We start from the raw sequence: 13,737 nt of genomic DNA, 5'->3' as shown, positions 1-13,737 counted from the left end.
GTGTCCGCCTCCACGAACGACTGGAAGCTCCGGCAGTCGTCACGCGAGCCGACGACGATCAGGATGTCGTCCGCCTGGAGGTCGGTGTTCGCGTCCGGACTGGAGATGGTCCGACCCTCTCGCTGGATGGCGACGACGGTCGCGCCGGTGTTCGCGCGGACGTTCGACTCCGCGAGCGTCTTGCCGACCAGGGGCGAGTCGGCCGACAGTTTCACCCACTCCAGCAGGGTGTCGTCGCCGAGGACGGTGTCGATCGTGTCGGTCCGGATCGGCTGGAAGTACGCCCCCTCCAGAATCGTCCCGACCTGTCGCGCGAGGCGGTCGGACAACTCGAACAGTTTCTCGGAGTCGCTGTCGTCGTCCGGCCGGAGGTACACCTCACGCCGCCCCGTGTTGTGGATCACGACGACCAGCCGCGAGTCGTCGTTCAGTTCCACCTCGAACTTCTTGCCCACGCCGGGGAGGTCGCTCTCGTAGACGGTCACGTCCGCCCTTCGCTGGACTGGTACAAAGAGGCTACGGGCCGCCGAATCGGACGCGCCCCACCGCGCGGTCGTGTCGACCGACGCGTCGTCACCGAACGCGAAGAAACCCAAAGGTAGTTGTTGCTCCACACGGATCACTCTACGACTCGATGTCGGACCCCTACGACTGTCGCCTGCCCGCCGGCTGGACCGCCGGCCAGGACGGCGACGCGGTCGCGTACACGAACCCGACGGGCACGCGGCGCGTGACGATCACGGAGTTCTCGCGGGGCTTGGCGCTGTTCTGGTGGGTGGACGCCGCCCGGAGACCGACGCAGAGCGGCGACTGGGAGCCAGCGACGACCGGCGCGGGGGAGAGCTTCCGCGATCCGGAGCGGGCGGTTCGGGCGGCGGAGACAGTCGTCTCCCGGTTCGCCGAGGGCGTCGGCGTCGCCGACTCCGACCCCGAGAGCCACGAGGTCGGCGACGAAGCGGTCGCCGACGGTGGGTGAGACAGGCGACGTGGGACGTGTCTCTTGGCCGACGGCCCGACAGGGAGACGTTTTTACCCCTCGCGTGCCGCCGGTAGCGTATGCCAGCGGTCACGGGTCCCCCGCCGGAGATGGCCGAGAGTCGCGGGGACCTCACCCCGATGATGCGCCAGTACTTCGAGTTGACTGCGGAGTACGACGACTGTCTCGTCCTCTTTCAGGTCGGCGACTTCTACGAGGCCTTCTGCGACGCGGCCGAGGAGGTGTCGAAAGTTCTCGAAGTGACACTCACCCAGCGCGAGGACTCCACCGGTACGTATCGCATGGCGGGCATCCCCATCGACAACGCCGCGAGCTACGTCGAAGGACTGCTCGACGCCGGCTACCGGGTCGCGGTCGCGGATCAGGTCGAAGACCCCGACGAGGCCTCGGGCGTCGTGGACCGCGCCGTCACGCGGGTCGTCACGCCGGGGACCGTCACCGACGACGAACTGCTCGCCGGGAGCGCGACCTACCTCGCGTGTCTCGCCCGCGAGACGGACACAGAGCGAGTGAACGGCGCGTCGGCCCACACTGCCGGCGCGCGCACGAACGGCGCGTCGGCCCACACCACCGACGCGACCCACGCGGTCGCATTCCTCGACGTCTCGACCGGCGAGTTCCGCGTGACCAGCGTCGAGTCGCGCCGGCGAGCCATCGAGGAACTGGACCGCGTCGACCCCGCCGAGGTCGTCTTCGCCCCGGAGTTCGCCGACACCGGCGGAGACGACGGTGAGAACACGGCCGGCACCGACGAGTCGGACGCAGACGACCCGGGTGCGACGGACCCCCGACTCGCCGAGACCTTCGACCTCCGGGCGGCCACGACGGTCTACGACCCCGACGCGTTCGACACCGACAGTGCCCGTGACCGAGTCGGCCGGTACGTCGACGAGCCGGACGCCGTCCTCGCCACCGACGCCGAACTCCGGGCGTGCGGCGGTCTCCTCGCGTACGCCGAGTACACACAAGGTGACGGCGTGCGCGGCGACGTGCCGGAGGAACCGGCCGCAGTCGGCGACACGGGCGGGAGCGGAGACGCCGAGGAGTCGGCCGACACGACTGACGACCCGACTGACGCGGACCCGACGCTCGGCTACGTCACCCGCATCCGGCGGTACGACCCCGACGACGCACTCCGACTGGACCCGACCGCCATCCGGAGTCTCGAACTGTTCGAGAACCGGACCCGCGAGGACGGTCCGACACTGCTCGGCGTCGTGGACGACACCTCGTCGGCACTCGGTCGTCGCCGACTGGAGTCGTGGCTCCGACGACCACTGCTCGACACCGGCCGCATCGACGCCCGGCAGGCGGCGGTCGCGGCGTTCGCCGAGGAGTCGCTGGTCCGCGCCGAGGTGCGCGACCTGCTGGAGGCGGTGTACGACGTGGAGCGTCTGCTCGGTCGGGTCGCCCGCAGTCGGGCGAACGCCCGCGACCTGCGGTCGCTGAAGACCACACTCGACACCGTGCCGGAACTGAAGTCGGCCTTAGCGTCGGTCGACCAGGCGGATTCGGACCGGCTGGTCGCCCTCCGGGACCGACTGGACGAACTGGCAGACGTGCGCGGGTTGATCGACGACGCGATCAGCGAAGACCCGCCGGCGGAGATCACCGAGGGCGGGATCGTCGCGTCGGGCTACGACGACGAACTCGACGCCCTGCGCGAGACCGAGCAGTCCGGGCGGGAGTGGGTCGCCGATCTGGAAGCCCGCGAACGGGAACGCACCGGCATCGACTCGCTGTCGGTCGGCTACAACCAGGTCCACGGCTACTACATCGAGGTGACGAAGCCGAACCTGGATCGGGTGCCGGACGACTACACCCGCCGACAGACCCTGAAGAACAGCGAACGCTTCTACACGCCGGAGTTGAAGCGCCGAGAAGACGAGATCATCGGCGCGGCAGAGCGGGCCGACGCGCTGGAGTACGACCTGTTCCGCGAGGTTCGTCGGGCGGTCGCCGAGGAGGCAGAGCGCGTGCAGGACGTGGCCGACGCGCTGGCCGAGTTGGACACCCTCGCCACCCTCGCCGAGATAGCGGTGGACCGCGACTGGACGCGCCCCGAGGTGGTCGACTACGACGCCGAGCGAGCCGACTCGGCCGACGAGTCGGCTCCGGCCATCGACATCGAGCACGGTCGACACCCCGTCGTCGCCGACGCCCAGTCGTCGTTCGTCCCGAACGACACGCACCTCGGCGACTCCCGCGTCGCGGTCGTCACCGGCCCGAACATGTCGGGGAAGTCGACCTACATGCGACAGGTCGCCCTGATCTGTCTGCTCGCGCAGGTCGGGAGTTTCGTCCCGGCCGACGCGGCCCGCCTCCCCACGCTCGACCGCATCTTCACGCGGGTCGGCGCGTCGGACGACATCGCCGGCGGGCAGTCCACCTTCATGCGGGAGATGAGCGAGTTGACCGACATCCTCCACGACGCGACCGAACGCTCGCTGGTCCTGCTGGACGAAGTGGGGCGTGGCACCTCCACGACCGACGGCCTCTCCATCGCGTGGGCGACGACCGAGTTCGTCCACGACGAGATCGGCGCGTTCACGCTCTTTGCCACGCACTACCACGAACTGACCGCCATCGCCGACGAGTTACCGGGCGTGACGAACCGCCACTTCGCGGCCGACCGCGACGACTCCGGCGTGACGTTCCGCCACGAGGTGCGGGAGGGGCCGGCCTCCTCGTCGTACGGCGTCGAGGTCGCGGGACTCGCCGGCGTCCCCGATCCGGTCGTCGCGCGCTCGCGCGACTTGGTCGCGGTCGGCGGTCCCGGCGGCCCGAGCGACGCCACCGACGCCGAGGGGACGACGACGACCGACCCCGAGGAGACGCCGACCACCGACGCCGAGGCGTCCGACACGGGAGAGACGGTACAGGCGACCCTCGAAGGCGACCCCGCGACCGAACCGTCGGACCCGGAGACCGGCGAGGGGGACGGTGCCGCAACCGCAGACGAGACGGTCGCGGACCTGCTCGCCGAACTCCGAGAGATCGACGTGGCCGACACGACACCACTCGACGCGCTGAACCGACTCCACGACCTGCGGGAGTTGGCCGCGAGCGCCGACGTGTCGGCGGCGGACGCGACAGAGACCGCGAGTGAGACGACCGCCGACCACACCGCGACCGACACCGACAGATGACGCGCGTCCACGAACTCGACCCGGAGACGGTCGACCGCATCGCGGCCGGCGAGGTCGTCACCCGGCCCGCCGCCGTCGTGACGGAACTCGTCGAGAACAGCCTCGACGCCGGAAGCGAGTCGATCACGATCGCGGTCGAGCGCGGCGGCCTCGACCGAATCCGGGTCGCGGACGACGGCCACGGGATGACCGAGGCCGACGCTCTGCTCGCGGTCGAGCGCCACACGACCAGCAAGATCGACGGTATCGACGACGTGGGCCGCGTCCGGACGCTCGGCTTCCGGGGCGAGGCCCTGCCGAGCATCGCCGAGGCCGCCCGACTGGACCTCACCACGAAGGCGGTCGCAGACGGCGCACGCGGGACGCGGGTCGTCGTCGAGAACGGCGAGAAGCGGTCGGAGCCAGCAGGCCGGGACGTCGGCACGACCGTCGAGGTGACGGACCTGTTCGCCCGAACGCCGGCCCGCCGGAAGTCGCTCGCCGGCCCGAAGACCGAGTTCTCGCGGATCTCCGCGCTCTGTACGCGCTACGCCCTGCTCCGTCCGGACGTGCGATTCCGCCTCTCACACGACGACCGCGAGACGTTCGCCACGCCGGGCACCGGCGACCCGACCGACGCACTGCTCGGCGTCTACGACCGACAGGTGGCCGGCGCGAGTACGACCGTCGAGTGGTCCGCGCCGGACGACGGCAGCGCAGACCGCGAGGTGTCCGTCTCGGGCGTCGTCTGCTACCCCTCGGTCACGCGCGCTCGGCCGACACACGTCCACACCGCCGTCAACAGTCGCGCAGTCGAGAACGGCGACCTCCGGCAGGCGGTCGTCGCGGGCTACGGCGACCTGCTGGCCGGCGGTCGGTATCCCGTCGCCGCCATCGACGTGTCGGTCCCTCCGGAGCGGGTCGACGCGAACGTCCACCCCGCGAAAGAGCGCGTCGCGTTCGTGGACGGCGAGGCGGTCACGGCGGCAGTGGAGTCGGCGGTCCGAGACGCGCTGTCCGGCGAAGACCTCGCGCGCACCGCCGACCTGGCGTTCGACCTCGACAGTTCCCTCACGCCGGTCGAGGGCGACTCGACGCTCGCCGAGGTGACCGTCATCGGCACCTTCCGCGACCTCTACCTGCTGTGTGAGGCAGACGACGACCTGCTCGTGATCGACCAGCACGCGGCCCACGAGCGCGTCAACTTCGAGCGACTGCGCGCGGCGGTCGGCGACGAGGTCGAGTCGGCGGCTATCGACCCGCCCGAGACGCTCCGGTTGTCGGCCGACGAGTCGGCGACACTGGAGGCGAACCGCGACCTCCTCGCCTCGCTCGGCTACCGCGTCGCCGACTTCGGCGGGACGACGTATCGGGTCGAGGCGGTGCCAGCCCCGCTCGGTCGGGTCGAACCGACCGCCGCCCTGCGGGACGCACTCGACGCGCTCGCCGTGGGCGAGACGCCCGAGGACGCCCGCGAGGACCTCCTGCGCGATCTGGCGTGCCACCCGTCGCTGAAAGCCGGCGACGCGCTGTCGGTCGCTGACGCGACGCGACTCGTGAATCGGCTGGGTGCCTGCGAGCAACCCTACGCCTGCCCGCACGGCCGCCCGACCGTGCTCTCGCTGGACGAGGCGACGCTGGCGACCGCCTTCGAGCGCGGGAACACGCGGTTGGGGTGAGCGTCGGTGAGCCACGCGCTGGCGGCGCGTCGAGCCTACTCCCCGGCGACCGCCGGGAGCGCGAGGACGAGACCGACCGACGCGACGTTGACGGCGAAGACCACCGGGAGCGGCGGTTCGACCGCCAGCGACCCGGCGAACAGCCCACCGGCGACGAGCAACCCGACGCCGGCGGCCGGCAACGGGACGACTCGGCGGTCGCCGACGAGGTCCCCGTCCGCGTACCGCCAGCCGAGCAGGCCGCCGACCGTGGCCCCGAGAACCGCCATCGCTTCGACGCGCTCGGCGTGCAGCAGCGAGAAGCCGACGCCGACGACCGCGACGACGACCGCACCCGCGAACAGGCGGCCCGGACGCCGGCCCCGCTCTGTGAGTCGGAGCGCGGTCCAGAGGACGACGACACCGAGTGCCATCCCGGCGAGCACGTCCGCGAGGTAGTGGACCCCGAGCACGAGACGGGACAGCGAGACGAGCACCGCGACGAGGCCGGCCGCGAGGAGACGGCGCCGGCGGTCCCACGCGTCCGCGAGGAGCGCGAGTCCGCCGTAGGCGACGGTACTGCCGAGGGCGTGGCCGCTCGGGAAGCCGAAGCCGTCGCCGGTCGCGGCGCTGACGTAGAGGTCGCCGAGGGCGGCGGGGAGCCACGGCGGGACGGCGGCGGTGCCGGCACCGGGCGGACGCGGGAGCGCGAACAGGAACTTCGCGGCGACCGTCAGCCCCACCGCCGCGAGGCCGAGGCCGATCAGCGTCGCGCCGACCGGTCTGTCGAGCAGGTCGCGCGACGGGCCGAGCCAGTAGAGCAGCGAGAAGGCACCGAACAGGAACCACGCGTCGCCGAGTTGCGTGACGAGTGCGAAGACGGCGACCACCCAGTCGGGTGCACTCGCGAGCAGGTCGGTGACGCCGACGGCCCGTGACATCTCAGTCGCGGCGCTCGCCGACCCAGTCGCGGGCGCGGGCCGGCACCGAGAGGACGTTCAGGCCGATGCCGAACAGGACGAAGAGGACGTACAGGCCGAGCGTCGACAGGAAGATGACGACCATGGCGATCACCGCCAGCAGGTCGTCGAGCAGGACGAACCCGGCGATGGTCATCGCCGTCCCGTACAGGAGCACGAGGTACGGACCCCAGCCACGGGCCTTCCCCCGGCGCATCCGGCGGCGGACGTACCGCTTGAGTTCGGCTTCGAGCTTCGGCTTCTCGACGGTCCGGTCGGACACGTCGCGCTCGAAGTCGTCCAGATCGGCCCGGAGGCGGTCGATCTCGGCTTCGAGTTCCCCGATGTCGGGCGCACCGCGCGGCTCGGTGCGGTCGCTCTTCTCGTCGCCGTCCGTGCCGTCGGGTGACTCGCTCATCGCAGTCGTTCCGTCGTGTCGGTCCGACGGGTGTTGTACCTGCCGGTCCGGACCGCCCTCGCGTCCCGCCTGCGCGCCGGGGGCGGTGACGTCGTCCCCGTCGTCACCGAACGACCAACCGGCCAGCACGGCGTTGAGCACCGCGCCGACGAGCAGGACGACGCCGCCGAGGTAGAACCACGTCACGAGCAGGAGGATCCCACCGAGCAGACCGTACACCGCCGAGGTGCCGGCGACCGTCGCGTAGATGCCGAAGCCGACGCCGAGCAGCGTCCAGCAGACCGCCGCGAAGACGGTGCCGGGCAGTGCCTGCCGGGCGGACACCTCGGCGTCGGGGAAGACGTAGTACAGCGGGAAGAACGCCGCGACGAGTGCGAACAGCAGCGAGAGGGGGGCGACGAACCGCGCGCCCGGGATCGGGAGGAAGGCGACGACGCCGCCGACCACGGTGACGCCGGCGATGCCGGCACCGACGCTGACGAGGACCAGCAGGGCGTCTTTCACCTGCGCGACGATGCCGCCGGGAGTCGTCCCGTACACCTTCCCGAAGGCCCGGTCGAGTCCCCGGAACAGCTTCAGCGCACCCCACGTCGTCAGGACGACGCCGACGACCGTGACGCCACCGCGGCCGGTGTCGCTCTGGAACGCCGAGAGGAGGTCGGCCTGTGCGGCCGGCGTGAGCAGGTCGCCGACGAGGACGAGTACCTCGGCCGAGAGCGCCTCGCCGCCCACGACGCTGGCGACGACGACGACCAGCGCGAGCAGCGGGATCAGCGAGACGAAGGCGTAGTAGGCGAGGCTCGCGGCGACGAAGGTGGCGTCCGACTCCTGCACCGCGTCGACGACGGCGCGGACGAAGCCGACCGGATCGCCCCGAACACGAGAGACTGTAGACACGCCCCGAACTTCGACGGAACGACACATGAAACCGACGGCGGATTCTGCAGAGTCAGCCGAAGACGGCGTCGCGCATCTCCGCCACGCTCGCGTCGGTCTTGAACGCGGTCCCGGAGTAGTGGGCGTGGGAGGCGTCGAAGCCGGCGTCTCGGAGGTCGCCGAGGAAGTCGTCCATCGCGGTCGCGGGTTCGCCCCACAGTTTGCAGAGGCGGTGCTGGTCGTAGTGGGTCGGCCGGTCGAGTTCGCCGGCGACCGTCCCGAGCAGTTTTCTCGCCGCCTTCGCCTCGCCCATCTCGTCGGCCACGTGACCGCGGACGGCGGCAGTGAACTCGGGGTCGGCGATGGGACCGAGGTGGATCGGTCCGCCGGTGACGAAGCGGGTGCTCCCGCAGTGCGGGCACTGCTCGTCGTCCGGCGGGTTGGCGATCAGGCCGAACTCGTGGTCGCGTTCGAGACAGTCCTGACAGTGGTGGACGTAGCCGAGTCGGTCGATGGCGGCGTCGGCACGGGTGGCGCGGTGGTCGAGTTCGAGGTAGGTCCGGGCGTAGTGCCGGGTGACGTGCGAGCAGATCGGTTCGGCCGCGATGTCGTGGCGGGCGGCGGTCCGGACCAGCGCCGAGATGAGGACGCGCAGGCCCATCTCGGCGTGGTAGTCGGTGTTGCGCGGGACGGTCGAGTACTTCCGGACGCCCGACTCGAAGTGCGCGCCACACAGCGGCGCGGTGTCGGTCGCGGTCACGCAGACGAGGTTCCGGGCGTTCGACAGGGCGGCGTCGGCGAAGGGCATCGGCGTCCCGAAGGGGTCCACGTCGATCACGTCGTACAGTTCTTCGTGCATCTCGACGTTCGCGTCGCGGTGGACCGCCTCGCCGGGGAGGTCGTTCCGGGCGAAGTTCTCGCGGGCCAACTCGACTGCCTCGCCGTCGACGTCGGCACAGGTGGCGTCGTACCCCTCGTTGGCGGCGCGGACACCCCGGATGCCGGAGGCGGCCATCGCGTCGAGATAGGAGGCGACCCGTGGTTCCCGGTCGCGGTACGCCCGGAGGACGGCGACGGTGATGTCGCGGTTCAACTCCTGTGTCGGGTTGAAGAACACGCCGTCGTCGGCCCCCTCGCTGGCCCCGTCGCGGGCCTCGGGGACCTCGACGGAGACGCCTCCCTCCTCGATGAGCATGCACGGGGATGGAGCGTCGGGCGTCAAGAGTCGCCCGATTCGAGCGTGTCGGTCTCACTCTCCGGCGCGGCCGTCGTCACCAGGAGTGACGCTGGCACCGAACGCTTCTTGTCGAGGGCGCGAAAAGTGGTGGCAGTGAGCGACCCACCGGACGACTGGCGCGCCGCACTCGCAGAGAGGGGGTCGCTGACGGCACCGATCACGCAGGCGTTGATCGCGGCCCACGGCGACCGGGGAGCCCAGGCTATCGAGGCCGTCTCCGAAGGCCGGGTCAAGCAGTACCGCGACTTCGTGGTCGTCGTCGGCCACGAGGAGGAGTACGTCGTCGAAGACGGCGGCTGTGACTGCAAGGACGCGACGTACAACCTCGATCCGGACGACCCCGAGCAACTGTGCTGGCACGCGCTGGCCGTGGAGATCGCCGAGCGTGTCGGGGCCGTCGATCACCACGACATGTGGTACTCGGACGTTCGAGAATTTCTGTGAGACGGTGGTGTCGTCGGGTTTCGTGGCGAGTCTCGGAACTCGATCTTCGAGGTGGACTCGGTCTTCGGTGTGAACTCGGTCGAGTCGTTCGTGGGAGATTCTGTCAAGACGGTTGGCGACGACGAGAGGTGAAAGCCCCCGACCTCTCGATGGTCCGCGACTTGGTGCGCGCTTCTTTCACGAGAGCGCGTCGCTTCGCTCGCGCTCTCGTTCAGTCCAGTGCTACCGGCGTCGGGGACCAGTCGAGAGGTCGGCCCCTTTCAGTCCCACCCGGTGAACTCTGCGACCCATCGTGTAGCACCCGGTGGACCAGTCGCTTTCAGCGATGACCTACCTGTGACCGTCGGCGTGCCTGAGGCGGCCTCACGCCGCCGAAGTGCGCGAGATGAACTCGCGCCAGCCCGTTCGAGTGGTTTCGTGTCGTGAGTCGGATTTTGTCGGGTGTGCCGACTGTCCGAGTTCCGGCTCTGTGTGCCACCGATTGTCTTTCGTGACAGACGTGATATCACGGAGCGCGCGCGAGCAGATTCCCCCTGCATTGGCAAGTTTCACCGAGACTGATCGAGAAACCGACACGACGGTCGGTCGATTACTCGGCAACATTTGTCCGGCGAGTGGACGTTCAACGTCCTTAAGGAGATAGTATCCGATAGTAAACTGAACGGTCATCGAGTTCGCTCCTCGAATTTTGCCATTTGTCAACGCTAACCGTTATATAACTCTCTCACTTGCCAGTCGAACGTGATTCAGAACACGGACACGGTTCCAATCTGCGATTCCGTGAACGACTGTCCAAGTAGCACTGATAAAACGACCGGTTCGGAGGTGGGCGCATGCTGACGCCACTCCAGGTCGACGTGGGGGCCATCGCCTCGGGCGTCAACAACGTCTGGGTGCTGACGGTCACCTTCCTGATCTTCTTCATGCACGCCGGCTTCGCCATGCTGGAGGCCGGGCAGGTCCGCTCGAAGAACGTCGCCAACCAGTTGACGAAGAACATGCTCACGTGGTCCGTGGGCGTCATCATGTTCTTCCTCGTCGGCCAGGGCATCGCCAACTTCGTCGGCGGTGCCGGCTTCGGCGAATCGTTCGCCTACGTCAACGGCGGCTCCGACGCGTGGATCAGCTGGTTGTTCGGTGCCGTCTTCGCCATGACCGCCGCGACCATCGTCTCCGGTGCAGTCGCGGGCCGCGCGAAACTCCGCGCGTACGTCGCGTACACCATCGTCCTGGCCTCGGTCATCTACCCGGTCGTCGTCGGCTTCACGTGGGCCGGTGGCTTCCTCGCCTCCTTCGGCTTCGCCGACTTCGCGGGCGGGATGATCGTCCACGGCATGGGCGGCATCGCGGGCCTGACGGCCGCCGCGATTCTCGGCCCCCGGATGGACCGCTACAACGAGGACGGCTCGGTCAACATCATCCCCGGTCACTCGATGACGTTCGCCGTACTGGGGACGCTCATCCTCTGTTTCGGCTGGTACGGCTTCAACGTCGGCACGGCCGCGACGGTCTTCGCGGCCGAGGGTAGCTCCATCGCACTCGGCGCGTTCGCCGACACCGTGGGTCGTGTCGCACTGACCACCACGCTCGGGATGGCCGCCGGGGCCATCGGCGCGAGCGCGGTCTCGATGTACAAGACCGGCAAGGTCGACACGCTGTACGTCGCCAACGGGATGCTCGCCGGCCTCGTCGGCATCACGAGCAACACGAACGCGATCACCTGGGTCGGCGGCATCGTCATCGGCTTCCTCGCCGGTGCCCAGTTGCCCATCGTCTTCGAGTTCGTCGAGAAGCGCCTCAAGATCGACGACGTGTGTGCGGTCTTCCCGGTCCACGGCTCCGCCGGCGTGCTGGGCGCGCTCCTGCTCCCGATCTTCACGGTCGGCGGCCCCTCTGTCGGCCAGTTCGTCCCGCAGTTCGTCGGCGTCGCGGTGATCGCCGGCTGGACCATCCTCGCGACCGGCGTGGTGTTCTACGTCATCAAGGCGCTCGGCCAGGCACGCGTCAGCCCCGAACACGAGCGTGAGGGTCTCGACGTCTCCGAGCACGGCGTCAACACCTACCCCGAGTTCGGTCGCCCGGACCTCGCCACCGACGGCGGTCCCACCCCGGTCCGCATGGACGGCGGCGTGACCGGCGACAGTACTACGACCCCCGAGGAGGAGCGTGAGGACGCATGAGCGACGCAGACAGCGAGATCAAGATGATCGTGGCCGTCGTCCGGCCGGACAAACTGGGCGACGTGAAGCAGGGGCTCGCGGAGGTCGGTGCCCCGTCGCTGACCGTGACGAACGTCTCTGGTCGCGGCTCACAGCCCGCGAAGAAGGGTCAGTGGCGCGGCGAGGAGTACGTCGTCGACCTCCACCAGAAGGTCAAGATCGAGTGTGTCGTCGCGGACATCCCCGCCGCCGACGTGGTCGACGCCATCCGCGAGGCGGCGAACACCGGCGAACCCGGTGACGGCAAGATCTTCGTGATCGACGTCGAGGACGCGATCCAGGTCCGCACCGGCGAACGCGGTCCGGACGCGGTCTGAGTTCCACGACACTCCCCTCTTTCTGCCGACCGCCGACCGAACGTTCAAATACCGGACCGGGGCCACCCCGTCCCGTGCTGGCGCTCAGCGACCTCGCGACCGCCGCCTACTGCCCGCGACAACTGTACTACCAGCGCCGCGACGACGACCGCGAGCCACCAGACGAGGCACGCGACCGACAGGCCCTCGCCTTCCGGTACGAGGAACTACGTCAGGCCGACGACGCGACGCTTCGAGCGGCACCGATCGACGTCTTCCCCGAGGAGTACCGCGCCCGACTCGACCGCCTCGCGGCCCGCGACGACTGGGCGGCACTCGCCGACCCGACGGACACGCGAGTCTACCTGCGGGGCCGGGACTGCCACGGGATCGCGTACAAACTGCTTGCGGGTCGCGGTCGCGAGTCCGACGACGAACCCACGCCGCCGGTTCCGACCCTCGTCTCACCCGGCGAACCACCGGAAAACGGCGTCTGGACCCGCCAGACCGTCAGAGCAGTGGGTCTGGCGAAGGCGCTCGCGTGGGAGGAGAAACGCGAGATTCCACGCGCACTGGTCGAGTATCCGGCCCACGGGGTCGTCCGGGAGGTCCGACTGACGACCCGGAAGAAGGCGGCCTATCGTGAGGCGCTCCGGAGTGCCCGATCCATCGACGGGCCGCCGCCGCGACTCCGAGACACCAGCAAGTGCGACGCCTGCGACTACCGGGAGCAGTGCGGCGTGAAGACGCGGTCGCTCCGGTCGCTGTTGGGACTGTGAGTCGTCTGCGTCCGCCGGTGCCGCCGCCCGGCGGCGCGACCGGGACCGACTCCCGGCGACGCGGTCCAGTCAGTGGCCGGCCAGCCACGCGTCTATCTCGTCCGCCCGCGCGCCGCGTCGGTGGATCACGCCCTCCTCGGGGTCGACGACCGTACTCTCGGTACCGGGCGTCTCGCCGTCGTCGAGGACGACCGCCACCGCCTCTCGGACCGACTCGTCCAACTCCGACACCCGGCGGACGCTCGGGCGACCACTGACGTTCGCGCTCGTGGCGGTGACGGGTGCGGGGGCGGCTTCGCGGTAGAACGCCAGCGCGAGGTCGTGGTCCGGGACGCGGATCCCGACGCGGTCACGGCCGGCGACGAGGGCGTCCGGCACGCTTTGCCCCCGTTCGACGACGACCGTCACGGGCCCGGGGAGGAACTCGCGCATGAACGCCTCGGCGCGTTCGGTCGGTCGGGTGTGCGTCAGCGCGGCGTCGACGCTCGGCACACCGAGCGAGAGCGGTTTGTCGCGCGATCGACCCTTGATCTCGAAGACCCGTTCGACAGCCTCGGCGGAGAGGGCGTCCGCACCGAGGCCGTACACCGTCTCGGTCGGGTAGACGACCGTCTCGCCGTCCCGGATCGCCTCGCCCGCGCGCGTGAGCAGGTCGTCGTCCGTGCTCGTCTCGTCCATACTGTGTGGTCCACGACGGCGGGAAAAAGCGTGCCGAGTCGTGTACGG

Annotated in this window: 11 protein-coding genes and 1 pseudogene; 7 read left to right on the top strand and 5 right to left on the bottom strand. The window is 69.8% G+C overall.

Translation table 11 applies throughout. The features are described 5' to 3' along the window. Positions 1–2 precede the first annotated feature (2 nt). Positions 3–485 (bottom strand): annotated as a pseudogene (locus LI337_RS13055) (cation:proton antiporter regulatory subunit); the annotation flags it as partial. A 149-nt stretch (positions 486–634) separates the two neighbouring features. On the opposite strand from LI337_RS13055, the gene LI337_RS13050 reads away from it, so the two are divergent. The 3 genes from LI337_RS13050 to mutL all read left to right on the top strand — a co-directional run bounded on the left by LI337_RS13050 (position 635) and on the right by mutL (position 5,804). Next, entirely contained in the window at positions 635–976 is a 342-nt protein-coding gene (locus tag LI337_RS13050; RefSeq protein WP_227230277.1) for a hypothetical protein, read from the top strand. 80 nt (positions 977–1,056) lie between these two features. Continuing rightward, a complete protein-coding gene (mutS, locus tag LI337_RS13045) occupies positions 1,057–4,146 on the top strand; it encodes a DNA mismatch repair protein MutS (protein ID WP_227230276.1) in 3,090 nt (1,029 codons plus the stop codon). Continuing rightward, the gene (gene mutL, locus LI337_RS13040; protein ID WP_227230275.1) at positions 4,143–5,804 is read left to right on the top strand and encodes a DNA mismatch repair endonuclease MutL; all 1,662 of its coding nucleotides are present in this window, start codon (positions 4,143–4,145) and stop codon (positions 5,802–5,804) included. Before mutS ends, mutL begins: the two co-directional genes overlap by 4 nt. 35 nt (positions 5,805–5,839) lie before the next feature. On the opposite strand, the gene LI337_RS13035 is transcribed toward mutL, so the two are convergent. The 3 genes from LI337_RS13035 to LI337_RS13025 are packed head-to-tail and all read right to left on the bottom strand — an operon-like array spanning position 5,840 to position 9,231. Further along, positions 5,840–6,724, bottom strand: a complete 885-nt coding sequence (locus LI337_RS13035) for a phosphatase PAP2 family protein (RefSeq protein WP_227230274.1) — start codon at positions 6,722–6,724, stop codon at positions 5,840–5,842. A gap of 1 nt (position 6,725) precedes the next feature. Continuing rightward, complete coding sequence (locus LI337_RS13030; protein WP_264475004.1) at positions 6,726–8,084, bottom strand: YihY/virulence factor BrkB family protein; 1,359 nt, start codon at positions 8,082–8,084, stop codon at positions 6,726–6,728. Between the two features lie 25 nt (positions 8,085–8,109). Beyond that, positions 8,110–9,231, bottom strand: a complete 1,122-nt coding sequence (locus LI337_RS13025; RefSeq protein WP_227230272.1) for a tRNA (guanine(26)-N(2))-dimethyltransferase — start codon at positions 9,229–9,231, stop codon at positions 8,110–8,112. A gap of 135 nt (positions 9,232–9,366) precedes the next feature. On the opposite strand from LI337_RS13025, the gene LI337_RS13020 reads away from it, so the two are divergent. From LI337_RS13020 to LI337_RS13005, 4 genes are all read left to right on the top strand, one after another. Then, complete coding sequence (locus tag LI337_RS13020; RefSeq protein ID WP_345777757.1) at positions 9,367–9,717, top strand: hypothetical protein; 351 nt, start codon at positions 9,367–9,369, stop codon at positions 9,715–9,717. A gap of 833 nt (positions 9,718–10,550) precedes the next feature. Continuing rightward, positions 10,551–11,897, top strand: a complete 1,347-nt coding sequence (locus LI337_RS13015; protein ID WP_227230271.1) for an ammonium transporter — start codon at positions 10,551–10,553, stop codon at positions 11,895–11,897. Then, positions 11,894–12,253: a nitrogen regulatory protein GlnK1 gene (gene glnK1 / locus LI337_RS13010; RefSeq protein WP_264475003.1), complete on the top strand. Its 360-nt coding sequence runs from the start codon at positions 11,894–11,896 to the stop codon at positions 12,251–12,253. The genes LI337_RS13015 and glnK1 overlap by 4 nt, the downstream gene beginning before the upstream one ends. Positions 12,254–12,327: 74 nt before the next feature. Further along, positions 12,328–13,011 carry a CRISPR-associated protein Cas4 gene (locus LI337_RS13005; protein ID WP_227230270.1) on the top strand — a complete coding sequence of 228 codons (684 nt, stop codon included), beginning with the start codon at positions 12,328–12,330 and terminating at the stop codon, positions 13,009–13,011. 69 nt (positions 13,012–13,080) lie between these two features. Here the strand turns inward: LI337_RS13005 and LI337_RS13000 are convergent, their stop codons facing one another. After that, entirely contained in the window at positions 13,081–13,689 is a 609-nt protein-coding gene (locus tag LI337_RS13000) for an L-threonylcarbamoyladenylate synthase (protein ID WP_227230269.1), read from the bottom strand. Between the last annotated feature and the right edge of the window lie 48 nt (positions 13,690–13,737).

Source organism: Salinirubrum litoreum, assembly GCF_020567425.1.
GTDB lineage: Archaea > Halobacteriota > Halobacteria > Halobacteriales > Haloferacaceae > Salinirubrum > Salinirubrum litoreum.
The sequence above is the reverse complement of the archived record's forward strand: the minus strand, read 5'-3'. Positions and strand labels throughout refer to the sequence as shown.

Coding starts and splice junctions, on each gene's coding strand:
- LI337_RS13050 (WP_227230277.1), top strand. CDS start 635: ATGTCGGACCCCTACGACTGTCGCCTGCCCGCCGGCTGGACCGCCGGC.
- mutS (WP_227230276.1), top strand. CDS start 1,057: ATGCCAGCGGTCACGGGTCCCCCGCCGGAGATGGCCGAGAGTCGCGGG.
- mutL (WP_227230275.1), top strand. CDS start 4,143: ATGACGCGCGTCCACGAACTCGACCCGGAGACGGTCGACCGCATCGCG.
- LI337_RS13035 (WP_227230274.1), bottom strand. CDS start 6,724: ATGTCACGGGCCGTCGGCGTCACCGACCTGCTCGCGAGTGCACCCGAC.
- LI337_RS13030 (WP_264475004.1), bottom strand. CDS start 8,084: ATGTGTCGTTCCGTCGAAGTTCGGGGCGTGTCTACAGTCTCTCGTGTT.
- LI337_RS13025 (WP_227230272.1), bottom strand. CDS start 9,231: ATGCTCATCGAGGAGGGAGGCGTCTCCGTCGAGGTCCCCGAGGCCCGC.
- LI337_RS13015 (WP_227230271.1), top strand. CDS start 10,551: ATGCTGACGCCACTCCAGGTCGACGTGGGGGCCATCGCCTCGGGCGTC.
- glnK1 (WP_264475003.1), top strand. CDS start 11,894: ATGAGCGACGCAGACAGCGAGATCAAGATGATCGTGGCCGTCGTCCGG.
- LI337_RS13000 (WP_227230269.1), bottom strand. CDS start 13,689: ATGGACGAGACGAGCACGGACGACGACCTGCTCACGCGCGCGGGCGAG.